17 protein-coding genes are annotated in these 23611 nt (G+C 72.5%); 7 read left to right on the forward strand and 10 right to left on the reverse strand.

Features of this window, described 5'->3' with window-relative positions; translation table 11 throughout:
* Window position 1: 1 nt before the first annotated feature.
* Window positions 2-2080 carry a S9 family peptidase gene (locus AL2_RS11380; protein WP_067632835.1) on the reverse strand — a complete coding sequence of 693 codons (2079 nt, stop codon included), beginning with the start codon at window positions 2078-2080 and terminating at the stop codon, window positions 2-4.
* A gap of 187 nt (window positions 2081-2267) precedes the next feature.
* Between AL2_RS11380 and AL2_RS11385 the strand changes: the two genes are divergently transcribed.
* From AL2_RS11385 to AL2_RS11395, 3 genes are all read left to right on the forward strand, one after another.
* On the forward strand, window positions 2268-3710 hold the full coding sequence (locus AL2_RS11385; protein ID WP_067632837.1) for a serine/threonine-protein kinase: 1443 nt from the start codon (window positions 2268-2270) through the stop codon (window positions 3708-3710).
* A gap of 83 nt (window positions 3711-3793) precedes the next feature.
* The gene (mshB, locus tag AL2_RS11390) at window positions 3794-4702 is read left to right on the forward strand and encodes an N-acetyl-1-D-myo-inositol-2-amino-2-deoxy-alpha-D-glucopyranoside deacetylase (RefSeq protein ID WP_067632839.1); all 909 of its coding nucleotides are present in this window, start codon (window positions 3794-3796) and stop codon (window positions 4700-4702) included.
* Window positions 4703-4707: 5 nt separating this feature from the next.
* Window positions 4708-5202, forward strand: coding sequence for a DUF6113 family protein (locus AL2_RS11395; protein WP_067632841.1), 495 nt, complete (start codon window positions 4708-4710; stop codon window positions 5200-5202).
* Between the two features lie 8 nt (window positions 5203-5210).
* On the opposite strand, the gene AL2_RS11400 is transcribed toward AL2_RS11395, so the two are convergent.
* From AL2_RS11400 to rocD, 4 genes are all read right to left on the reverse strand, one after another.
* The gene (locus tag AL2_RS11400) at window positions 5211-6827 is read right to left on the reverse strand and encodes a DHA2 family efflux MFS transporter permease subunit (protein ID WP_067632843.1); all 1617 of its coding nucleotides are present in this window, start codon (window positions 6825-6827) and stop codon (window positions 5211-5213) included.
* Window positions 6824-7453, reverse strand: coding sequence for a PadR family transcriptional regulator (locus AL2_RS11405; protein WP_067632845.1), 630 nt, complete (start codon window positions 7451-7453; stop codon window positions 6824-6826). The genes AL2_RS11400 and AL2_RS11405 overlap by 4 nt, the downstream gene beginning before the upstream one ends.
* A gap of 97 nt (window positions 7454-7550) precedes the next feature.
* The gene (locus tag AL2_RS11410) at window positions 7551-8519 is read right to left on the reverse strand and encodes an LCP family protein (protein WP_067632847.1); all 969 of its coding nucleotides are present in this window, start codon (window positions 8517-8519) and stop codon (window positions 7551-7553) included.
* 138 nt (window positions 8520-8657) lie between these two features.
* Window positions 8658-9824, reverse strand: coding sequence for an ornithine--oxo-acid transaminase (gene rocD / locus AL2_RS11415; RefSeq protein WP_174550837.1), 1167 nt, complete (start codon window positions 9822-9824; stop codon window positions 8658-8660).
* A gap of 206 nt (window positions 9825-10030) precedes the next feature.
* Between rocD and AL2_RS11420 the strand changes: the two genes are divergently transcribed.
* From AL2_RS11420 to AL2_RS11435, 4 genes are all read left to right on the forward strand, one after another.
* Window positions 10031-10486: an Lrp/AsnC family transcriptional regulator gene (locus AL2_RS11420; protein ID WP_067632851.1), complete on the forward strand. Its 456-nt coding sequence runs from the start codon at window positions 10031-10033 to the stop codon at window positions 10484-10486.
* Between the two features lie 27 nt (window positions 10487-10513).
* Entirely contained in the window at window positions 10514-10996 is a 483-nt protein-coding gene (rraA, locus tag AL2_RS11425) for a ribonuclease E activity regulator RraA (RefSeq protein ID WP_067632853.1), read from the forward strand.
* Window positions 10997-11237: 241 nt separating this feature from the next.
* Window positions 11238-13304: a M6 family metalloprotease domain-containing protein gene (locus tag AL2_RS11430; protein ID WP_245666547.1), complete on the forward strand. Its 2067-nt coding sequence runs from the start codon at window positions 11238-11240 to the stop codon at window positions 13302-13304.
* Between the two features lie 160 nt (window positions 13305-13464).
* The gene (locus AL2_RS11435; RefSeq protein WP_157438102.1) at window positions 13465-14679 is read left to right on the forward strand and encodes a hypothetical protein; all 1215 of its coding nucleotides are present in this window, start codon (window positions 13465-13467) and stop codon (window positions 14677-14679) included.
* 172 nt (window positions 14680-14851) lie between these two features.
* Here the strand turns inward: AL2_RS11435 and AL2_RS11440 are convergent, their stop codons facing one another.
* Genes AL2_RS11440 through AL2_RS11460 form a run of 5 tightly spaced genes read right to left on the reverse strand, consistent with a single transcriptional unit; the run spans window position 14852 to window position 23536 of the window.
* A complete protein-coding gene (locus tag AL2_RS11440; protein ID WP_067632858.1) occupies window positions 14852-15427 on the reverse strand; it encodes a TetR/AcrR family transcriptional regulator in 576 nt (191 codons plus the stop codon).
* A 42-nt stretch (window positions 15428-15469) separates the two neighbouring features.
* The gene (locus tag AL2_RS11445) at window positions 15470-20557 is read right to left on the reverse strand and encodes a caspase, EACC1-associated type (RefSeq protein ID WP_067632860.1); all 5088 of its coding nucleotides are present in this window, start codon (window positions 20555-20557) and stop codon (window positions 15470-15472) included.
* On the reverse strand, window positions 20547-21518 hold the full coding sequence (locus tag AL2_RS11450) for an AAA family ATPase (protein WP_067632861.1): 972 nt from the start codon (window positions 21516-21518) through the stop codon (window positions 20547-20549). Before AL2_RS11450 ends, AL2_RS11445 begins: the two co-directional genes overlap by 11 nt.
* Window positions 21519-23183, reverse strand: coding sequence for a VMAP-C domain-containing protein (locus AL2_RS11455; protein WP_067632863.1), 1665 nt, complete (start codon window positions 23181-23183; stop codon window positions 21519-21521). It abuts the gene before it with no gap.
* Between the two features lie 8 nt (window positions 23184-23191).
* Window positions 23192-23536 carry a CU044_2847 family protein gene (locus AL2_RS11460; RefSeq protein ID WP_067632865.1) on the reverse strand — a complete coding sequence of 115 codons (345 nt, stop codon included), beginning with the start codon at window positions 23534-23536 and terminating at the stop codon, window positions 23192-23194.
* Window positions 23537-23611 lie beyond the last annotated feature (75 nt).

Below are 23611 nucleotides of genomic sequence, written 5' to 3' on the forward strand. Positions count from 1 at the left end.
ATCAGGTGAGCGCCGCCTTCAGGTAGTCGATCTGGATGTGCAGGAGGTTCTCGGCCACCACCTCCTGCGGGGTCATGTGGGTGACGCCCGAGAGCGGGAGGACCGTGTGGGGGCGCCCGGCCGCGAGGAGAGCGGACGAGAGGCGCAGGGTGTGGGCGGCCACCACATTGTCGTCGGCCAGGCCGTGGATGATCATCAGCGGGCGCTTCAGCTCGGCGGCTCGCTCGATCAGGGAGTTGGCGGCGTAGTTCTCCGGCTCCTCGCCCGGATGGCCCAGGTAGCGCTCGGTGTAGTGGGTGTCGTACAGGTGCCAGTCGGTGACCGGGGCGCCCGCGATGCCCGCGTGGAACACGTCCGGGCGCTCCAGGACGGCGAGGCCCGCGAGCCAGCCGCCGAACGACCAGCCGCGGATGCCGACGCGGTCCAGGTCGAGCGCGCCCGGGTGCCGGCGCGCGGCCTCGATCAGCGCTGTGATCTGGTCGTCCAGGACGGGCCCGACGAAGTCGCCGTGCACCGCGCGGTCCCACGCCGGGCCGCGCGCCGGTGTGCCGCGGCCGTCGGCGATCACGACGGCGAAGCCCTGGTCGGCGAGCCACTGCGGCTCGCAGTACATCCGCTGGAGGGCCAGGACGCGCTGCGCGTGCGGCCCGCCGTAGGGGTCCATGAGGACGGGCAGCCGGCCCTGGTCGGGCTCCCAGCCGGTGGGCAGCAGCACGGCGGTGCGGATCTCGCGGTCGCCGGCGCGCAGCAGCTCCACCCGCGGGGTGATCACCGGAGTCTCGGCGAACGAGGCGACCGGGTGCGTCCCGGACGGCGTCCGCACCTCGACCTCCGAGCCGGGACGGTCGAGCCGGGCCCCCGTCACCACCGTGACGCCGCCGGAGCGGATGCCGGCGAAGACGCCCTGCCCCTCGGTCAGCCGCGTCACCTCGCCCGCGTCACAGGAGTACAGGTGGACCTCGGTGGGCTCCTCGGACGCGGTGAACAGGATCGACTCGCCGTCCACCCCGAGGACCGCCCGGACCTGCAGGCCGGCCGGCGTGACGGGCTTGCCCGCGACGGTGACGCGGCGCGTGTCGGCGTCGCGGTCCTCGGTGGTCCAGATCAGGTCGCCGGAGTTCGTCCGGACGGGCAGGCCGGGGACGATGTCCGTCCACACGGGGTCGTGCTCGGTGTGCACGAGGGACGTCTCGCCGTTGGACGGGTCGACGCTCAGCACCCGCTGGGCCCGCTGGTCGCGCGGCTGCACGACGATCAGCAGGCCGTGCCGGTCCCAGGCGGCGGCCACGAAATAGGGGAACATGCCGCGGTCCCAGGCGACGCCGGTGCGCCGGCCGTCCACCTTGAACAGCACCAGCGACACCAGCGCGTTCGGCGTGCCGGCGGCCGGGTAGGCGATCTCGGACGGGGGGCGGTCGGGGTTCGCGGGGTCGGCGATGTGCCAGCGCTGCACCGGCGTCTCGTCGACCCGCGCGACCAGCAGCGTCCCGCCGTCGGGGGACCACCAGTGGCCGCGCATCCGGTCCATCTCCTCCGCCGCGACGAACTCGGCGAGGCCGTAGGAGATCTGGTCGGACTCCGGCTGGACGAGCGCCCGGTCGTCGGTGCCGTCCATCTCGATCAGCCGCAGCGTCCGGCCGGAGACGTAGGCGATCCGCCGCCCGGCCGGGTCGGGGCGCGGGTCGAACACGGGCGCCCGCGCGGGCAGCTCGCGGACCAGCGCGGTGTCGAGGTCGGCGACGTAGAGGCGCCCGGCCAGCGTGAACACGGCCTGCCTCATGGCCCGGTCGGTGGCGTAGCCGACGATCCCGCCCGCCTGCTCGCGGGCCCGCTCGCGCCGGGCGCGCTCCTCGGCGGGCAGGTTCTCCTCGCCGGGGACGTCCAGCGCGGCCGGGTCGGCGACGCACCGCTCCTCGCCGGTCGCGGTGTCCAGCGTCCACAGGCAGGTGACGGGATCGTCGCCCGCCCTCGTGCGCAGGAACGCGACGCGCGACTCGTCCGGCGCGATCTGGAAGGCGCGCGGGACGCCGAGGCTGAACCGTCGGGTGCGGGCGCTCTGCCGCGGATAGCTGATGCTCATGGCATCCGAGTCTGCCAGGGCGCCCGGCGACTGGGACGCGCGGAAGTCTGGCGCACGGCGGCCTCCTGCCCCCTATGATCACGGGTCGTCGCGTGGTGGTCGGGGAATGGTCCGTGCCCGGGTCCGCGCTCGCGTAAGCTCAAAGCTTCCCCAAGCACTTTTTTCGTCGCGGGCTGAGGAGTGGTCAATGCCGGAGCTGCAGCCGGGAGATCCCCGGCGGCTTGGCTCGTACGAGATCGTCGAACGGCTCGGCGAGGGCGGCCAGGGCGTCGTCTACGCCGGCGTCGACGCCTCCGGGAACCGGGCGGCGATCAAGCTCCTGCGCGCCGACCTGGCCGGGGACACGATGGCGCGCACCCGCTTCGTCCGCGAGGCGCAGGCCGCCAAGCAGGTCGCGCGGTTCTGCACCGCGCAGGTCCTGGAGGCCGACGTCGCGGGCGACCAGCCCTACATCGCCAGCGAGTACGTGCCGGGCCCGTCGCTCTACGCGCAGGTCACCGGGAGCGGCCCGATCGGCGGGGCGGCGCTCGACCGGCTCGCGATCGGCACCGCGACCGCGCTGGTGGCGATCCACCAGGCCGGGATCGTGCACCGCGACTTCAAGCCGCACAACGTCATCATGGCGCCGGACGGGCCGCGGGTGATCGACTTCGGCATCGCGCGGGCCCTCGACACCGGGCAGACGAACGCGACCAAGGCGATCGGCACGCCGTCCTACATGGCGCCGGAGCAGGTGGCGGGCGCGACGCTCACCGAGGCCGTGGACGTGTGGGCGTGGGCCACCACGATGGTGTTCGCCGCGACCGGGCGCCCCCCGTTCGGCGACGACACCGTGATGGCGGTGATCAACCGGGTGATGCACGAGCCGCCGACGCTGGACGGCGTGCCGCCCGACCTGCACCGGCTGATCGGCGCGTGCCTGGCCAAGGAGCCGGAGCGGCGGCCGACCGCGCAGCAGATCATGATGGCGCTGATCGGCAGCGGCCCCGGCGGCGCCGGGCAGACCGCCATGGACGATCCCGCCCGGGCGAACACGATGCTGGCGGAGGGCTCCACGCTCGCCGCGGGCGGGCTCGGCGCGGCCGGAATGATGGCGGGCGCGACCCACCCCGGCGGGCCGCGCGGCGTCTCCCCGGCCGACTACACCGGGAACCTGCCGCCCGCCGGCCCCCCGTACGGCGCCGACCGGGCCCGGTACGACGACTGGGAGCCCGAGCGCAAGTCCAGGTGGCCGATCGTCGCGGCCGTCGCCGCGATCGCCGTGCTGGCGCTCGTCGTCGGCGTGTTCGCGGCGACCCGCGGCGGGGACTCGCCGTCGAACCCGCCGACCACGCCGGCCGTCACCGACTCGGGGACGGTCTCGGAGCAGCCGACGACCGAGGAGCCGACGCAGCCGACGCCGACCCGCACCCGGACGCCGCGGAGCACCCCGCCGCCGCGGACGACCGAGCCGACGACCGAGCCGCCGACCAGCGAGCCGCCGACGAGCACGCCGCCGACCAGCGAGCCGCCCACGAGCACGCCGCCGACCAGCGGCGGCGGTGGCGCAGGCGGCGGTGGTGGTGGCGACACCGGAGCGGGCGGCGGGACCGGCGGAGGCACCGGCCCGGGGGCCGGCGGGGGCGGCTGAGCCGGGCCGGTGACGCGGTTCCGGGTCGCGTGGGGCAGGGCGGTCATCGCCGTGCCGCCGGGCCCTGAGTAGGCTCGTCGACTATGAAGGAGCCGCGGATCCTGTTCGTCCACGCCCATCCGGACGACGAGTCCATCGGGACCGGGGCGACCATGGCCAAGTACGCCGCCGAGGGCGCCCATGTCTGTCTCGTCACCTGCACCCTGGGTGAGGAGGGCGAGGTCATCCCGGAGGAGCTGCGCCACCTGGCGTCCGACAAGGAGGACGCCCTCGGCGAGCACCGCATCGGGGAGCTCGGGGCGGCGTGCGCGGCGCTCGGCGTGCGCGACCACCGCTTCCTCGGCGGCGCCGGCCGGTGGCGCGACTCCGGCATGATGGGCGCCCCCACCAACGACGACCCGCGCTGCTTCTGGCGCGCGGACCTCGACACCGCCGCCGCGGACCTCGTCGCGGTGATCCGGGAGATCCGGCCGCAGGTGATCGTCACCTACGACGAGCGCGGCAACTACGGGCATCCCGACCACATCCAGGCGCACCGCGTCGCGTGGCGGGCGTTCGAGCTGGCCGCCGACCCGGACTTCCAGGACGGCGCCGAGCCGTGGCGGGCCGCCAAGTTCTACGCCTATGCCACGCCCCGCACCGTCCTCGCGCGGGCGATCGCGGTGATGCGGGAGGCGAAGCTGCCGTTCGCGCGCGTCGCCGGGCTGGACGAGCTGGGCTCCGGCGTCCCCGACGGGCAGGTCACCACGGTCGTGGACGCCCGCGCCCACCTGCCCGCCAAGCTCGCCGCGCTGCGCGCCCACCGGACCCAGATCGTCGTCGCGCCCGACCAGGTCGGGCCGTTCTTCGCGCTGTCGAACAACCTGGGCCAGCAGGCGTTCGGCACCGAGTACTTCATCCTGCAGGCCGGCGAGCTCGGCCCGGTCGGCTCCGGCCGCCGCGAGCGGGACCTGTTCGCCGGTCTGGCCGGTGTGCGCGACTCGATAGCCTGACGTCCGTGCACAAGGACGACGACGAGGCGCGGGTCAGCCTCGCCAAGGACGGCCTCCCGGCGGACGGCGCCGCGACCGGCGTGAGCCGGGCCGGCGAGGGCCCGCTGGAGGCGTTCGTGTCGGGCGCCGCCTACGCCGCCCTCGCCCTGCTCGGCGGGGTGTTCGGCGTGGTGGGCTCGTTCGCCCAGGACTGGACGATCGGCCCGGTGCCGGTCATCGCGATCGTCCTGGTGGCGCTGGTCTTCGCGATGGCCCGGCTGGCCGGGCTGGGGATGGGCGGACGGCTCGGCGCGACGGTCCCCGCGGTCGTGTGGGGCGTCGTGGTGTTCGTCATGTCGATGCGCCGCGCCGAGGGCGACCTCGTCGTCGCCGGCACGACGGCCGGGTACCTGTTCATCATCGGCGGCATGCTCGCCGCCGTCGCCGGGATCATGAGCGTGCCGCCGGCCCGCCCGCCGGGCGACTGGCTGCTCGGCAGGGCGGGCCGTACGCGCGGATAGCGCCCCGGTCAGGACGCCATGGGCGCGGGCTCGGGGTCGGCCTGGGGCAGGGCCGTGTTGCTCTTGTGGCCCTTCAGGGACAGGCAGGCGGCGGCGCTGAGCAGGATCACGCCGATCGGCAGCCACATCGTCGGCTTCATCGCATGCACGAAGCCGTGCGAGAAGACCTGCCCGGCCAGTTCGTGGACGCGGTGCGCGACGCTCGGCGGGACGCCCGGCGGGAGCTGCTGCTTCGCGCCGCTCTGGCCCGCGCCGACCTCCAGCCCGCCCTTGGCCGCGTCCGCGAACCCCTGCACGAACCCGGGGCGGACGTCGGGCGGGAGCGCGGCGGAGCGGGCCGTGGCCTCGTCCCGCAGCGAGGACGCGAGCCGGTTCTGCAGGACGGCGCCGACCGCCGCGCTGCCCAGCACGGACCCGACCTGCCGGATCGTGTTGTTGACCCCGGACGCGGCGCCCGCGAGGTGCGGCGGGACGTTCCGGGTCGCCTCCGTCGCCATCGGCGCGAACAGGCCGCCGATGCCGAACCCGGAGACGACGAGCGCGGGGATGAACGCCTTCCAGTCCGTCGCGACGCCGGCGATGAGGACGATCCACATCATGCCCGCCGCGTAGAGGGTGAGGCCGGACATCAGGATGAACTTCCCGCCGATCCGGTCGGACAGCCGTCCCGCGACGGGCGCGAGGAACATCGACACGACCGACGACGGAGCCATGACGAGGCCCGCCTTGAGGGCGCTGAAGCCCAGCACCGACTGCAGGTAGATCGTCATCGGCAGGAACATGCCGATCATGCCGACCGACACCGCCGCGCCGACGAAGTTCAGCACGGTGAAGTTGCGGTCCTTGAACAGGGAGAACGGGACGAGCGGCTCACCGTCCTGGCGGCCGCGCTGGTGGACGACGAAGACGACGAACAGCGCGAGCCCGGCGGCGATCAGCCCCCAGATGCCCTCGTTCCACTCGTACTTCTGGCCCTCGGTGAGCGCGAACGTGAGGCAGAACAGCGCCGCGGACGCCAGCAGCACGCCGACGAGGTCGAACCGGTGCCGGACGGTCCGGGTGTGGCCGGGCAGGATCGGCACGGCCATGGCCAGCACCAGGATGCCGATCGGCAGGTTCACGAAGAAGATCCACCGCCAGTCGAGGCTGGTGACGAGCAGGCCGCCGACGGTCGGCCCGGCGATCGTGGAGACGCCGGCGACCGCGCCCCAGACGCCGAGCGCGGCGCCGCGCCGCTCCGCCGGGAACGTTCCGATGATGATCGACATGGTCTGCGGCATCAGCAGCGCCGCGCCGAGCCCCTGCACGGCGCGGGCGCCGATCAGCTGCGTCGGGTCCTGCGCGATGCCGCACGCCAGGCTGGACAGCGTGAACAGCGCGACCCCCGCGATGAACAGGTTCTTCTTGCCCCACAGGTCGCCGAGCCGGCCGGCGGTGATGAGCAGCACCGCCAGCACCAGGATGTAGGCGTTGACGACCCACAGCACCTCGTCCAGCGAGGCGTCCAGCTTGTCGATCATGCTCGGGATCGCGATGTTCACGATCGTCAGGTCGAGCAGCGTCATGAAGAATCCCAGGGAGAGCGTGAGCAGGATCGCCCAGGGATTTCCGCGCCATTTGCTCATGAGGTCCCCTCGTCGTCATGGCGTGGTGGTCGTGGCCGCGGGTGGCAGCGGATCCGCACCTCGTCGTCCTTCCAGGTGAGCCGGCCGGAATCCAGGTCGTCGACCAGCCCCCGCACGAACTCCAGCTCGCCGCGCACGCGCGCGATCATCCATTCCTGGTCGAGCAGCTTGTACCGGTCGAGGCCCTGCTTGCGGAGCGAGTCGTACGCCGTCCGGTGCCCGGCGAGCGCCGCCTCGAGCGCGACCGTGCGGCGGCGCAGGAGCCGGGTGACCTCGTCCTCGGGCAGCAGGTTGACGAACGCCAGCCCGGTGCCGAACAGGGGGAATTCCTCGATCGGGTCGTGCAGCAGCTCGGCCAGCCGGATCTGCGCGGCGTCCCGCCCGGCGGTGGTCACCGCGTAGGTGGTGCGCTCGGGCCGGCGGCCCTCCCGGCTGGTCTCCAGCGGCTCGATCAGCCCGGCCGCGGCGAGCCGCTCCACCGAGTGGTAGAGCGACCCGTGGGTGATCTTGACGGCCTTGTCGTAGGCGTAGTCGCGGATGCGCTGCTGCATCTCGTACGGGTGCATGGGTCCGTCGCACAGCATCCGCAGCACGGTGAGCGCGAGCGGCGTGAGCGGTCGGGACATGGTGGCGGCCTCGGGATCGAAGTGATTAGTCCACTCAGACTAATCCACTTGGACCGACTTCGTCACCTTAATATGATTTTCGGACAGTTCGCGCAGGTCAGCGCACGGCGTCCACCGAGTTCGCCGCGCCGTTGCGGGCCACGTAGCCGCCCACGCGGTCCTCCCGGACGGCGGTGGACAGCGCCCGCACTCCATCATCGTCCAGGAGTACGACACTCTGCCCGCCCCGCTCGGCGGGCTTCGCCACCGGGGTGGTCAGGTACTCGATCAGCGACGTCTTCAGCAGCCGGTGCGCGAGCCCGCGCAGCGTCCCGGCGGTCACCGAGTCGTCCACGGTCACCGAGGCGGTCACGGCCCGGATGAACCGGTCGATCTTGAGCGGGTTGCGGGTGTCCAGCGCCTTCGCCGCGAGCGCGTGCAGGAACGCCTGCTGCCGCTTGATCCGGTCGAGGTCGCCGTCCGGCAGGTTCCACCGCTGCCGGACGAAGTCGAGCGCCTCCATGCCGTCCAGATGCTGGTGCCCGGCCTTCCACCGCCGGCTGTGCATCGGGTCGTAGGTGTCCTTGGTGATGGTGACGTCGACGCCGCCGAGCGCGTCCGTCATCTTCACGAACCCGCCGAAGTCGAGCGAGGCGTAATGATCGACGCGGACACGCGTCAGCTGCTCCACCGTGCGGATCAGCAGCGACGGCCCGCCGTACGCGAACGCCGCGTTGATCTTCGTGGTGCCGTGCCCCGGGACGGGCACCCACCCGTCCCGCGGAATGGAGATCAGCGACACCCGGTCACCGCGCCCGGACAGATGGACCAGCATGATCGTGTCGGCCCGCGCGCCCATCGAGGGGATGTCCGCGCGCCGGTCGGAGCCGATCAGCAGCCAGTTCTCGCCGCGCCCGGAGTCCGACGGCCGCCCGCCCCCGGTGGGCAGCGCCCCCGCGACCCGCGCGACCTCCCCGTTGTACGCGCGTTGCAGCAGGTAGAGGCCGCCCGCGAGCAGCAGCAGGACGCCCAACGCCAGCCCACCGCAGCCGATGACGACCCGGCGCCGGCCCATGTTCCGCAGCATGCCGACCACACTGCCCCCGGGCGCCCGGCGGGCCGCCGCGCCGTGCGGGCACCGGCCAACTCTTTGACCGCTCGCGGGTTTGCATTAAAGCGAAACACCGCCGGGCGCCATTGACCGGCGGTGTCCCGGGACTCGGGGTCAGCCCTTGAGGGCGATCTCCAGCTGGTCGAGGGCCCAGTCGAGGTCTTCGCGCTCGATGACCAGCGGGGGCGCGAGGCGCAGGGTGGTCTCGTGGGTCTCCTTGGCCAGGACGCCCAGGTCCATGAGGCGCTCGCTGACCGGGCGGGCCTTGCCGTGCAGCTCGACGCCCGCCCAGAGGCCGCGGCCGCGGACCTCGCGGACGATGTCGGTGGGCAGCCGGCCGAGGCGCTCGTGCATGTGGGCGCCCAGCGTCCGGGAGCGCTCCTGGAACTCGCCGCTCTTGAGGATCTTGATGACCTCGCGGCCGATGGCGCAGGCGAGCGGGTTGCCGCCGAACGTCGAGCCGTGCTGGCCGGGCTTGAAGACGCCCAGGACGTCGCGGTCCGCGACGACGGCGGAGACCGGCATGATGCCGCCGCCGAGCGCCTTGCCGAGGATGTAGACGTCGGGGACGACGTCCTCGTGCTCGACGGCGAACGTGGTGCCGGTGCGGCCGAGGCCCGACTGGATCTCGTCCGCGATCATCAGGGTGCCGTTGGCCGTGCACAGCTCGCGGACGGCGCGCAGGAACCCGCTCGGCGGGACGTTCACGCCGGCCTCGCCCTGGATCGGCTCGATCAGCACGCCGACCGTGGCGTCGTCCATCGCGGCCTTGAGCGCCTCGGCGTCGCCGTACGGGACGGTCCGGAAGCCCGGCGTGTAGGGGCCGTAGGAGTCGCGGGCGTCGGGGTCGGTGGAGAAGCTGATGATCGTGGTGGTTCGGCCGTGGAAGTTGCCCTCGAACGTGATGATGTTCGCCTGGTCCGCCGGGACGCCCTTGACCTCGTAGCCCCACTTGCGGGCGGTCTTCAGCGCGGTCTCGACGGCCTCGGCGCCGCTGTTCATCGGGAGGACCATGTCCTTGCCGCACAGCTCGGCCAGCTCGGACACGAACGGGCCGAACTGGTCGTGGTCGAAGGCCCGGCTGACCAGCGTGACCCGGTCGAGCTGCCGCTTGGCGACCTCGGTGAGGCGCGGGTTGCGGTGCCCGAAGTTGACCGCGGAGTAGGCGGCCAGCATGTCGAGGTAGCGGCGGCCTTCGGCGTCGGTCAGCCACACGCCGTCCGCTTCCGCGACCACGATGGGGAGGGGGTGGTAGTTGTGCGCGCTGTGGTCCTCGGACATCGCTCGCAGCTGGTCGGTCGGCGTCACGACGCTCCTTCGCGGCTCGGCCCGGCCGGTCGGGCCGGGCATGGCTGGGACACCGGACTCGCGTCCGGTGCCGAGGGGAGGAGGCCGGGCGGTTCAGGTGGCCGCCGGTCCGCTTCCCAGCGTATGTTCGGAAATGACCGCCGACCAATGATGAAAACCGACTTCGAGGGTGATATTTGTTGCGTCTTGACGAGCTGGACCGTCGAATCGTTGCGCGCCTCCTGGAGGACGGCCGCGCCTCCTACGCGCAGATCGGCGACAAGGTCGGGCTGTCCGCGCCGGCGGTGAAGCGGCGGGTCGACCGGCTGCGCTCGGACGGCGTCATCAACGGCTTCGCGGCGGTCGTCGATCCGGCCGCGCTCGGCTGGACGACCGAGGCGTTCATCGAGATCTTCTGCACGGGCGCCACGTCCCCCGAGGAGATCTACTCGAGCGTCCGCGGCCACCCCGAGGTCGTCGCGGCGTACACGATCAGCGGGGACGCGAGCGCGCTCGTGCACGTGCGGGCCCGCGACATCCAGCATCTGGAGCAGGCCCTCGAACGGCTGCGCCGGGAGGGCAACATCACCGCGACGAAGACGTCGATCGTGCTGTCGCGGCTGATCGGCCGTCCCACCGACGCGCCTTCGGGCTGACCGGTTACCGTTCAGTAGGCTGCCGTCATGGACTTCGCGACCGCTGACCTCATCGACGACTTCGGGGACGAGCTGCGCAGCTGCGAGACGCAGTTCCGCCAGTACGGCGCGCGGACGACGTTCGCCGGCCCGGTCGCGACCGTGCGCTGCCACCGCGACAACGGCCTGGTGAAGAAGCTGCTGAACACCCCCGGCGAAGGCCGCGTCCTGGTCGTGGACGGCGCCGGGTCGCTGGCGTCCGCGCTGATGGGCGACATGATCGCCGCGGCGGCGGTGGCGAACGGCTGGGCCGGCGTCGTGATCAACGGCGCGGTCCGGGACGTGGCGGCGATCCGCGGGCTCGACCTCGGCGCGAAGGCGCTCGGCTCCAACCCGCGCAAGAGCGCCAAGGACGGCGCCGGCGAGGTGGACGTCCCGGTGTCGTTCGGCGGAGCCGAGTTCCGTCCGGGCGACTGGCTCTACAGCGACGAGGACGGGATCGTCGTCGCCGGCCGCGAGCTGCCCCTGTGATCCGGGCGGTGCTGTGATCCGGGCGGTGCTGTGATCCGGGCGGTGCTGTGATCCGGGCGGTGCTGTGATCCGGGCGGTGCTGTGATCCGGGCGGTGCTGTGATCCGGGCGGTGCTGTGACCTGGGTGCATCGCGCGACCTGCCAGGACATACAGCGCAAGATCGGCTAAGTCGGCCCTAGCGGGACGGAATCGCCTGTTCTTACCTACCTCTCAGCAACCCACCTGAGAGGTAGGGGAGACATGCGCGCGAAGAAGATGCTGCTGGTGCCCGCGGCGGCGATGGGGCTGGTCACGGGCCTGGCGGCCGCCCCGGCCGCCGCGCAGCCGAGACCGCCGGTCCCGGAGCCGACCGCGAACCCCTGGCAGATGCGGCACTGGCCGCGGACGCAGCCGTGGCAGCGCGACCAGCCGTCCGCCCGCGCATTCGCGGCGGGCGCCCCGCGCCCCATCGACCCGCAGAACTACGAGCTTCCCGACACGATGACGTGGGACGACTACAGGTCCGTCCCCGGCACGTCGTGGTCGGACCCGGCCCGGCGGGGATCGGTGCGGAACTTCAACGTCGCGGTGGTTCTGGTCGACTACCCGAACCAGCCGTTCGAGGTGACGCAGCCGAAGAACTCGTCCATCTTCGGCAACCCGGTCGAGGTCGGCGACGTCCCGCGCGACAAGGTCGCCGGGTTCTACCAGGACTTCCTCAACAGGCCGCAGGAGCTGAACCACGGCCACACGCTCCACGAGTACTGGATGGAGGACTCCGGCGGCCGGTACGGGGTGAATCTCACCGGGTTCGGCGCCTACCAGATGCCCGCCAAGGACCACGAGTACGGCGTGGACGGCATGCAGGGCGGCACGGGCTGCCCGGCCGGCGACACCTGCGGCCGCGACCTGCGGGCGGACGCCCGCGCCGCGTGGGTCGGCGACGTCGGCGAGGAGACGGCGGGCGAGTACGACTTCGTCTTCTTCCTCAGCGCCGGGCAGGACGAGTCGTCCACCTGGCAGGAGTTCGGCGAGATGAAGTTCGGCGCGCCGGAGAACGTGCCGGACGCGTGGGGGCCGGGCGACCCGAACCTGCCGAACTGGGTGAAGACCCGGTACATCCCCTGGACGTCCTGGCAGGCGGGCTCCACGATCTGGCCGAACGCCATCCCGGGCGTCTCCTCCACTCAGGCGGAGAGCTCCGGCATGTCCGTCTACGCCCATGAGTTCAGCCACATCCTGGGCATCGGCGACAACTACAACAACCCGTACAGCGATCCGCCGCGCCGCGCCTACAGCGGCCCGTGGGACATGCTCAGCCGCGGCACGTTCAACGGGCCGGGCGGCCCGCACAGCCGCTGGACGATCCCGGCGACGGGCGGCGGGTCCATGGGCGCGCAGCACATGCTCCGCAACAAGATGAAGCTGGGCATGGTCGACCCCGACAAGGTGCTGCAGCTCAGCCGGGACGCGCTGGCCTCGTCCGGCATGGTCGTCGCCAAGGTGACGGCCCGCTCCGTCGAACCGGGCTCCGATGACCTGGCCGGCGTCAACGTGAAGCTCGGTGCGGGCGGCGACAAGAGCCCCGCCTGCGACACCGGCACCGACCCGCTCTGCGACGGCGGCGGCTACGACAACTACACCATCGAGGTCGTCGACCGGATGGGCACCGACTCCTTCACGCCCGACTCCGGCGTCCTGCTGGCGAAGACCAAGGACCGCGACCGCGCCCCCTTCATCTGGGTGAAGGACGCCAACCCGCAGGACATCGACAAGGTCGACTTCGTCTTCCCCGACGGCACGCCGCAGAAGATGACGATCGGCGACTACCGCCAGCTGTCAGACGCCCTCTACCACGCCGGCAGGGACTCCGGCAGCGAGTACGAGTACGTGGACGAGGCGAACCGGCTGCACTTCTACGTCCTCGACCTGAAGCGCGACCGGAAGGGCGTCCTGTCCTACACGGTCGCGATCAGCTCTCTGGACGGCGCCGGCCCGCAGCGGCGCGGCGTGCGGATGTCCTCGGCCCACGCGCGCCCGACCGCCGCCGGCTGGGCGAAGTGCACGATGATGCTCCGCAACACGGGCCAGGGCGGCAGCGGCCTCCACGCCTCGGACGTGTTCCGCCTGAAGGCGGCCGTGTCCGGTGCCGGCTGGACGACGCGGCTGCCGAACGAGCTGGCGACGGCCGCGTCGGGGGGCCGCACCCGCGTCGAGGTCTGGGCGAAGGCCGCACCGGGTGCGTCCCGCCACGCGCGGCTGCGGCTGACGGCGACCTCCGAGAGCGAACCGTCGAAGTCCGACTCCGGCACCTGCCGCCTGCGCTGACCCGGACGGGACGGCCCTCCGCGCGGGGGCCGTCCCGTCCGCGACGTCCAGGCGATCTCGGCGGTTCACCCGGCGGGCGTAAACATAACTTGATCATCGCGGGAGGCGTGGCCACCTTTAGTGCGACCCGCCCGGGGCTATGTAGCGGAACGTGATGATCATGCAGCGTACAGTGACCCGGGTCCGGCGGCCGGGTGTCGCGGCCCTCGCCGCCGGTGCCGCGCTCGTGGCCGTCCCGGGCGTCGCCCAAGCGGCCCCCGCAACGACGGTGACGGCGAAGGCCCCGGCGGACCTGAACCCCCGCGACTTCGTCCTGCGCCGCGGCGCCGACCGGAGCACGCCGCTCCGCGCGCTGGACGGCAGGCTCCGCACGAGCAGCGTCAACGCCCTGCTCCGCTCGTCCGGCCAGGCCAAGATGGGCCGCGGCTGTGCCGGGCGCGCCGGTGTGCCCGCCCACTCGCTCGTGTACTGCTTCGACAGGACCGACTCCGCCACCCGGAGCTGGGTGCCACAGGGCGTCACGACCGTCTCGGACGCGGTGGCCGGCGGGCGGTGGGAGGGCGGCGGCAGGCCGATCCTCGTGTCGTGGCATGACAGCGGGAAGGTCAGGCTGACGTTCGTCAACCCCGACCGGCGCACGTACCGGCACGTCCTCCTCGTCGCACCGGTGATGCAGGGCCGGAACGCCACCTACACCGACATCGGCATCCACGCCGGCGGCATCGCCTGGTACGGCGACAAGCTCTACGTCGCCGATACCCGGCACGGGGTGCGCGAGTTCGACATGCGCCACATCTACGACCTCGCCAAGAGCAAGCGGGGCTCGACCCACCACGCCGGTTGGGTCGGCCTCCACCACGGCAAGTACTACGGCCACGGCCTCCGCTACGTGATGCCGCAGACGAGCAGCTGGGAGTTCGCCCACGGCAAGGTCCGCGGCAAGTGCCGCGGCACCGGCCCGCTGCGCATGTCCTGGCTCTCCATCGACCGCACCACCCGGCCGCACGTCCTCACCGCGGGCGAGTACTGCCGCCCGAACTGGCCGCAGGGACGCGTGGTGACCTGGCGGCTCGGGGCGCTGGCCGGCGGCGGCCCCGTCCGCCCCAGCTGGGGCGCCGAACTCCCGGCCGACAAGATCCAGGGCGGGGTCCGGACCCACGGCCGCTGGTGGTTCACCCAGAGCCACGGCCACAAGCGCGGCCGCCTCCTCACGACCTACCCCACCTCACGAGGCTGGGCCAAGGTGAAGCACCGGACGATCTCCTACGGCCCGGAAGACCTTGCCTGCTACCGAAGCCGGCACCGAATCTGGACGGTCGCCGAACACGCCGGCCGGCGAGCCCTGTGGTCCTTCCGGGCGAACTCCTGCTCCTGACAGACACCACCCGAAGGGCCGGCCCAGACACCCCGTGCCGGCCCTTCACCCCGTCCGCGCGAACTGTGGTCGGCCAGCACGTACACGGCCGACGGCATCGGCGTTGTCCCCTTTGTGGGATCGGTCGATACAAGTCAGGGCGTGAAAGAGGGCGGCGCGTGGCCGCCCTTGCTCAGAGGGAGTGCATGGCCGTGTCGGCGATGCTCCGGAGGGTCGCGCGGTCGGCGCCGCCGCGGGCGGCGACCTGGATGCCGCTGACCGTCGAGATCACGAAGTGCGCCAGGGCCTCCGCGTCCTTGCGCGCGTCGAGCTCGCCCACGCGTATCCCGTCCTCGATGGCTGCCTTCAGGACCGCGAACCGCTGCCGCCGGTGCCGTTCGAGCCGCTCCGCGATGTCCGGATCCTGCGGGCCGAACTCAACGGTCGCGTTCACGACGAGGCATCCGGCCGGGTCGTCGTCGTCCGGTGTGGCGGCCCGCTCCAGGACGGTCCGCAGCCGCTCCCGCACCGGCTTCCCGCCGTCCTCCATCAGTTGGACGAGCCGGGCGGTCCTGTCGTCCATGTAGTGGGTGAGTGCCTTGACGAACAGTTCGCGCTTACTCGCGAACGTGTTGTAGATGCTGCTGCGTCCGAGCCCGGTCGCCTCGCACAGTTCCTGCGTGGACGTCGCCTCATATCCGTCGGCCCAGAACGCCCGCATGGCCGCCTCGACCGCCCGCCCCTCGTCGAACTTCCTGGGCCGCCCCATACCCGCACGCTAACACGTTATGTACCGGCTGATCCAATATGGTCAGAACGCCGCGGCGACCTGGATGAGCCGGCTCTCGTAGCCCTGGGTGAGCACGCCGCGCCCCGGGACGCGGTCGGCCGGCGTCGGCCCGCCCATCAGCAGGACGGCGCACGCCAGTGGGTCGAGGTATCCGAACAGCGGATCCCGTCCGTCGCCGGTGCGGGCGAGGACGATGTGGAACCGCCGTTCGCTCAGATACGGGCGAAGCGGCTGGAACAGATCGCGGTCCAGCAGATCCTGGTCGTCCACGATCAGGTGAATCTCGTCTTCGGGTGACCTCTCCAGGTGGCCGAGGAGCCTGCCGATCAGAGATCTGACCTGCATCGACGTGGCGGCGTAGGTTCCGGACGACACGCGGGGCGGGCCCGGACGGCGGAAGTCCGTGTCGTTCAGCCCGCCGGCCGGGTCGACGACGTAGAGCGCCTCCTCACCGGTGCTGAGGGCGTCGAAGACCAGATGCAGCACGTTGGTCCTGCCGGAGCCCGGATTCCCGGCCACGACGAAATGCGGCCGCTCCCTGAAGTCCAGGATGGCCGGCTCTTGAGTCCCGTATTCGACGCCGATGGGAATGCGGCCCTGCGACGCCATCGCGAGGCGGCTGCGCGGAAGGTGCGCCGGCAGCGGCGGCGCGGGGTCGCCCCACTCCGCCGGCGCGATGATGCGGAACCGGTCGGCGACCTCGGGGTGCAGCATGCTGAGCAGGGTTCGCATGGCGGGCTCCTCCCCGCACATGATGATCACCGGATCGTCGTGCTCCCCGGCCATCCGGGCGATCTCGTCGGCCGCCGCCGACCCGATCGGGCCGCCCTCGGCGGTCACCAGGTCGTCCGCATCTTGGAGGACCAGCACGCCGCCTGTGGACTCCAGGAAGAACACGGGGATCGGAGTGGCCCTGCCGCCCATGTCCGGACCCACCAGCCAGCGCCAGGACGTCGCCATCGCCCTTCCGTGCCGCGACTCACCGCGTTCGGCGAGCCGTAGGCCGTACCACCCGGCCGCAGCCAGCATCTCCGGCCCGTAGCGGCCGCAGAACACCAGATGGCGACTACCGCGGTCGTCCGCTCTCTCCGTGCGCAATTCCGCTTCGAGCAGTGCTTTGACCGGTTCGCTGAGCCCCTTGGCGGCAGGAGCGTCCCCCTCGTGGGCGCGGTTGCGGAACAGCCTCCTGCGGGCGCTGCTGGAGGAGCCGTAGTTCGCCGCCCCGGGCGGGTGGCCCTTGGAGACGAGCCGCTGCTGCACGGCGACATGGAGCGTCCTCATGTCGAGGCCGGCGGGCGCGCCTTCGAGCCCCTCTTCGAGCAGAGCGACCAGCTCGCCGGTGAACGACGTGTGGGCCGCGTCTGGAGTGGCGAGCGCATGCCCGCCCCGGGACGCCGATGTCATCAAGAAGGTGTCACTGCCGGCGGATGTCCGCTGGATCCCGTCATCCGCCGCGAGGCCACTGAAGCTGCAGTCAAGGATCACGACCTTGCTTTTCGGCCCGTCAGGGATGTCGATCGCGCGTCGCAGCCAGGTGTACGGGAGCGCGGTGTGCATCTCGCCGGGCCGGGACGTGGGAAGGGCGAGGGAGAGCGTGCCGTCCGCCTCGTCCCGCAAGCCGTGCCCTGCGTAGTAGACGAGCAGCGCGTCCTCCGCCTCACGGGCGACGCGGTCGACCGCGTCCACGATCTGCGTCAGGCTCCATGGCTCTGCCAAGACGACGCAGTTGCGCTCCGGCAGGCCCCACACCCGCGGGTCGCACAGGACCCGCTTCAGCCCCTCCAGGTTGTTCAGGACGCCGGGCAGGTAAGGCAGCGAGGTATATGCGGACACGCCGATCAGTACCGCGCGGGACCGCATGGGATCGGCCAGGGCCGGCTCCGCGTCGGCAGCGACCGCGTCGGCGGGGAGGGGGGTCGCCCGCCAGTGGTCGCGCGTCCGCCGGACGAAGCTCTCGACCACGGGTGCGGGGGGCTCCTCCGCCACCGTGAACCGGTGCGGGGAGCCGCCGCCGGCGAGGAGGTAGTAGGCCGTGCGTTCGTCGGGGAAGGCGAGGCCACCCTGCCCGAAAACGCGTTGAAGTTCGGCGGCCGGACGCGGGCCGGCGGCGATGCGCCAGCCGAGGAGGGGGAGGAAGCGGTCCCAGATCGTGGTGTTCTCGACTGTCGTCGACGTGAGCAGCAGTTGCACGCCGAGGGATCTCCCGCGTTGCGCCAGCGAGAGGAGCGCCTCGCCGACCTGGGGCCTGCTCATGGGAAGCGTCAGCGACATGTCGGCCACCACGAGAAGGCGCGGTGGCGTTTCCGGCCAGTGGTCTTCGCCGGAATCGGAGGGGGGCGGCTCCGGGAAGCCGCGCGGTGACGCGGTGGTCCGGGCGTCCAGTTCGCGCGACAGGTAATCGAGGAAGCGCTGGAGCTTCTCCGGATGCCCGAGCAACTCGTCCGCGGAGTAGCGGACGTGCGGCAGGTCGAGTGGTTCGCCGAGGGGGTGCTCGCCCAGGCCGGCGAAGGCGAAGGCGAGGTTCGCGGGGGAGTGGCCGGCGGCCAGGGCCAGGGTGATGGCGCGGACGATGCGCTGCCGGGATTCGGGACTGCCGACGATCAGGCCGTGCGGGATGCCCGACGAGGGCTCGAGCGGGTAGAGGGTGAGGGCGTTGCCCTCGGTGTCGTAGCCGATGGCGGGATTTCTCGGCTGGGAGGCGGGGAGCGCCCACGTCTCCTCGAACATGCCGCTGGGGCCGCCGCCGTTCAGCCTGAGCACGTCGAATGCGGGCACGCTCGGGGGAGCGGGGGTGCCGAGCCGGTATGCCTGCGGACCTCGGCGGCGCATCTGTTCGACGATGGGGGCGCTCTGCTCTGCCGAAAGGCGTGCGGGCAGGAAACTCGGGTGGGCCTGCCGTGCGAGGACATGGAGGAAGGCGAGGTCGCCGCCGTGCCCGCTGGGCCCCATGTTCCAGCCGGCCAGATGGGTGAGATGCAGCGGTGGGAGAAGGTCGTCCGGGGTGCAGATGATGAATGTGATGCCCTGAGCCGACCCCGTGCCGTAGAGCCGGGCGAGGGGATCCGTCAGATCGAACTGCGGGTCCAGCAGGGGGTGGGCGTCGTCGATGATCACTAGGAGGGCGGGCAGCGGATCGAGGGCTCGGCCCTCGGCGATGGCGGCCTGGTACTCGTCCCACGTGTCCACGCCGGCGGAGCGCAGGATGGACTTGCGGCGTCTCTGCTCGGCTTCGAGGATCCGCGGAACGTCGCTCGCCGGAGGTGGGTCCGCAGGGTCGTCGTGGACGTCGGCGGCGACATGGGGGAGGTTTCTCAGATCGCCGAGAGACCGTCCCCTCGTGGAGAAGCCGACAAAGGCGAAGTTGACGACGTTCGGTGAATGCGTCAGGGCCAGGCTCCACACGATCGCCCGGATCAGCCACCTGCGCGCGGCTCTCGGGGCGCGGATCAGTCCGTGCGGGAGGTCGGGGTGGCCGTTGAGGATGTCCAGCGCCACCGGCTCCTCGCCGTCCGCACCGATCACCGTTGGCCGTGGAGCACGGTCCCAGCCGTCGCCGAGGAGTTCGTCCACCGGCAGGCCCAGCAGGTCGAGCAGGTCGGGAGCTCCTGAAAAGTCCGTGGAGGGGGCCGGGGCGAGGTGGGTGCGGGTCCGGGGGGTGACGAGGGCGAAGTGGTCGGTGTCGGCGGTCAGCGTGACCGGGCCGCCGTCGCGGGGGAGGAGGGCGCGGAAGGTCTCGGCGGTGGTGCCTGCGCGGCGTTCGATCTCGGCGGAGACCGCTTCCAGGACGTGGCGGGTGTGCAGGGCGTCGGGGCGCGGGAGGGTGTCGAGGAGGGCCTCGCGGGCGCCCGGGACGAACTCGTAGCGGACGTCGCCGACCGGGCGGAGCAGGCCGCTCAGCAGGACCTCCGCGAGCTGGCCGGGCCCTGAGCCGCCGAGGATGCGGTGCTGGATGAGGCGCATCACCGGCAGCGACGGGACGGAGACGGCGACGTGGGCGGCGAGTTCGGCGGCGTCCGGGGAGGCCGTCGAGAGGAAGCGGCGGACGCGTTCGGTGACGGGCAGTTCGCGTTCGCGGTGTACCGGGGCCGGTCCGGGGGCGCGGAGCGGGAGGGCGGCGACGGCGGCGGGCTGCGGGGCCGCGCCGGAGACCAGGCGGGCCCAGGCGGCGAACCAGCGGGGCGTCGGCTCCAGGACCGGGACGGGTACTCCGGGCGGCACGGCGCCGTCGAAGGGAGTGAAGCGCAGGTCGGTGTTCGGGGCGGCGGGGCGGGGCAGGACGGCGAGGCCGGGCGCGGTCGGTGCGGCGGTGCGGCGCCAGAGGCGTTCGGCGAGGGGCTGCAGGATCGCGGTCGGCCCGGCCTGCGCCCAGTGGCGGACGGCGCGCCTGGCGTGCCCGTTCCACCAGTGCGGGCCGGAGCAGTCGCTCAGGACGAGCACCGCTCGGCGGCCTGATGCGTCCAGCAGTGTGCGCGGGTCCTGGGACGGGGCGCCGGGCGTCGATGCGATGCGGCCCGCCTCGTCCAGGTAGGTGATGTGGACGTCCTGGAAGGCGCCCTGGCGGATCAGCATCTCCGTGAGCTCGCGGGCGAGGGGACGCCAGAGGCGCATGGTCGGCCCCGTGTCCACGACCAGGGCGAGGGTGAGCCACCGTTCGGGTGACGGGACGAGCACGGGTGTCCACAGGCGGGTGTCGGCGATGCGCGCGGCGGTCGCCTCCTCGTCCAGTTCGCGGCGATGGCGGGACGGGATGCGGCGCTTGAGCGGCCGGAGCGCGCGTTGCAGGCCGAGGGGGTCCGCCAGCATCGGCGCCGTGGGGACGAGCACCTCCGCCGCCTCGCCGCCCGGTTCGGCGCCGGGCGCCGGACGCGGGTGGATGCCGGTGCGCGGCTCCGGCGCGTGCGGTGGCGGCGCGGCCGGGGTGGCCGGGGTGGCCGGTGTCGGCGGCTGCCGGATCTCCGGGGCGGGAGCGACCGGCGGTGGCGGCGCGGGAGACGGACGCTCCTCGGCCGGGGTGATGTGGCAGGCGAGCCACAGCATCTCGCTCAGTTCCCGGGCGTCCGGTGGTGGGCCGATCGCCGACAGGGCCTCCCGGAGCCGGTCAATCGTCATCGATCGGGCCGGTCAGGTAGGGCATGATGCGGTCGGCCAGCGCGCGGCGGTCTTCGGTGGCGGCGTGGCGGCACAGGTAGACGGCGTTGAGGAGCTGGTCGGTCGCCAGCGTGCCGGACGTGGAGCGCTCGAAGAACCGGCGGACGAGGTCGTCGCTCTGGTCGGCCAGCGGCCCGAGGTGCTCGCGGACGATCGCGGAGAGTTCCGCCTCCTCCGAAGGCTGGCGCAGTTCCACGGTCACGCACCGGCGCAGGAACGCGGGCGGGAACTCGCGTTCGCCGTTGCTGGTCATCACGACCAGGGGGAAGGCGTTGCAGCGGACCGTCCCGGCGGTGACCGTGACGCGGGCGCCGGGCCCGTCGGCCGTCATCACCTCGGCGGTCGGCTCGGCCCGCCGCGTCAGTTCAGGCAGCTCGTACTCGCCCTTCTCGAAGATGGTGAGGAGGTCGTTGGGCAGGTCGATGTCGCTCTTGTCGATCTCGTCCACGAGCAGCACACGGGGGCGGCCGTAGGGGAGGAGCGCGGTGCCGAGGGGGCCGAGGCGGATGTAGCGGCCGATGTCCTCCTCGGCCGGCGCCTCCTCCCGTCCCGCCGCGTAGAGGCGTGTCAGCGGGTCGTACTGGTAGAGGCCGTCGCGCAGGGTGGTCCGGCTGGTGACGGGCCAGTGCAGGACGGGGCCGAGACCGAGTTCGTGGGCCACCGCGTAAGCGAGCGTGGACTTCCCAGTACCGGGCGGCCCCGTCACCAGCAGCGGGCGACGCAGATACAAGGCGGCGTTGACCTGCTGCACCGCGTCGTCCGACGGACGGTACGTGGTCGCCTGGTGCTCGTTCCCCGAGCCGCCGGACGGGGACGGCAGCACGGGCTCGCCGCCGAATGCGCGCCAGGGCGGCGGTGGCGGCAGCCTGCCGATGCCGTCGTGCGGGGAACGGCTCCCGGTGTAGAGCAGCCAGTCCGGCACCTATACCTCCATGGCGAGCGGGGGGTCGGGAAGGCGGGACGGGTCGTCCCACAGCAGGGTGAGGTCGCGCCCGCAGTGCGGCTCGTCCTTGGCGAGCAGCGCGCGCTTGCGCAGATCACGGGCGAGCCGGGGGAGGTCGCCGGGATGCGCGCCGCCGACCGCTTCGGCCAGTTCCTCCTGGACGCCGTGGCCGTGGCATTTCTCGTGCACGGCGGCGTCGCACGCGGTACGCGGCCACAGCATGACGGGGACGCCGTTGCTCAGCGCGGCGCGGAGCGATTCGTCGGGCGGGCAGGCCCCGTAGACCAGCACGCAGTAGTCGTCGTTGGCCTCCAGCAGATCGCTGAAGTAGCCGCTGTCCCGGGCCGTGTCGCACGTGATGCGCCGCGGGTCGCTGCGTTCCAGCTCGCTGAGCAGGCGCCAGCGCCGATACGCCTGGTCCCGCGCGAAGGAGTCCGGGCGCATGCGCTGCACGTCCCGGACGACCAGCGGGTACCGGCGCATGCGCTGCGTCTTCTCGGGGTCCGCGTGCCACTGCTCGAACGGCGTGCTGAGCCACTTCTGCGGCACCGCGAACTCGATCATCCACTCGCGTCCGAAGAGGGCGGGCGCCAGTTCGGCGACGTGCTCCTCGACGACCTGCCGCACCCGCTGCCTCGGCACCTCCTCCGCGCGCCGGGAGCGGCCCGCCGCGCCGTCCGTCCAGAGGTGCACGGTGATGTCGAACGCGCCGTGCGTCATCCGCTCCAGCCGCACGATCACCGACGGGGGCCCGGGACGGGGGCCGTGCGCGTTCGCGCCGTCCGGAAGGTGACGCCTCGACCAGGTGGTCAGGCGCCGCGCGGCGGAGGCCGGGGAGGCCCGGCGCACCGCCCGCAGGTAGCGGACGAGCTGCTCCTCACGGAAGCCCTCGGCGACATGCCGTACCGAGTGCCAGGCCGACTGGAAGACGGCCGGCGAGGGACGTCCGGTGACCACCGCCAGCTCGGCGGCGAGCACGGGCGTGAAGGGGACGCCGGCGAGGATCCCCCGCAGTTCGCGCCGGGCCGGGGCGGTGAGCCAGGTGAGCGGCAGCAGGTCGTCCAGCTCCTCCGAATACAGCCGGAGCCGGTCGAGCGGGAGCATCCAGCCGACGTCCGTGTAGTCGTCGCGGCGCAGGTCGGCGTTCGTGACCATGCCGATGACCTCGCCCGTGGCCAGGCGGTACACCGCCGACCCGCTGTAGCCCTTCTCCAGCGCGCTGCCCTGCGTGGCCCGCAACTGCCACCACTCGCGCCGGCGCTGCCACTGCGGCCTGGTCGTGACCGTGCCGTGCAGTTCGCCGTCGTCCAGGCCGTAGGGGAACCCCCACACGCCGAACTCGTTCTCCCCGGCCCGGGAGTGGACCTCGTCGGGAGCGGCGAACCGCGCGGGCTCGTAGGGGACGGGTTCCCGCAGTTCCAGGACGGCGACGTCCCCGAAGTCGCCCGCCCGCCGCCAGCCGGTGCACCGCACCACCGCGGCGGGGAGGTCCTCCCGGAGCCCCGGGAACCCGACGCGTGCCTCGTCCATCCCCTCGACGGTGTGTGCGCAGGTCAGCAGGCGGGTCTCGGTGATGAGGAACGCCGCGCCCAGCTTGCCGCCGGACGGGTGGCCGACCCAGGCGCGCCACTGCCAATCGTCCACGATCCCCGCTACGCCTCCTCCGCGGCTCCGGCCCCGGCGGGCGGCCGACCCCACGTCAGTTTGACCTTGAGGTGCCCTTCGACGGACGTCTTCGCGATGACCGCGCCCGCCGCGGCGTTCAGCTTGACGCCGAACTCCAGCTCGACCGCGTCGGGGTTCAGGTCGCCGCCGCGCAGCGCCGCGAGCGCCGACTGGGCCGCCTCCCGGACGTTGGCGAACGCGTCCTCGAACTTGCCCGCCGCCTCATGGAAGATCTCGCCGCTACGGGACACCGATCCGAATCCGGGTTCCCGGTCGTCGCTCTCCACGACGATGGTCCCGTGCTCGGTCTGCCAGCGCACCAGTTCGTTCACGACCGCCCCCTCGTGCAGGCAAATCTAACAAGATCGTCGGTCCCGGGTGCTTTGCTGGGGAAACCGCGGCCGGAG

The organism is Actinomadura latina NBRC 106108 (assembly GCF_001552195.1).
Taxonomy (GTDB): Bacteria; Actinomycetota; Actinomycetes; order Streptosporangiales; family Streptosporangiaceae; genus Spirillospora; species Spirillospora latina.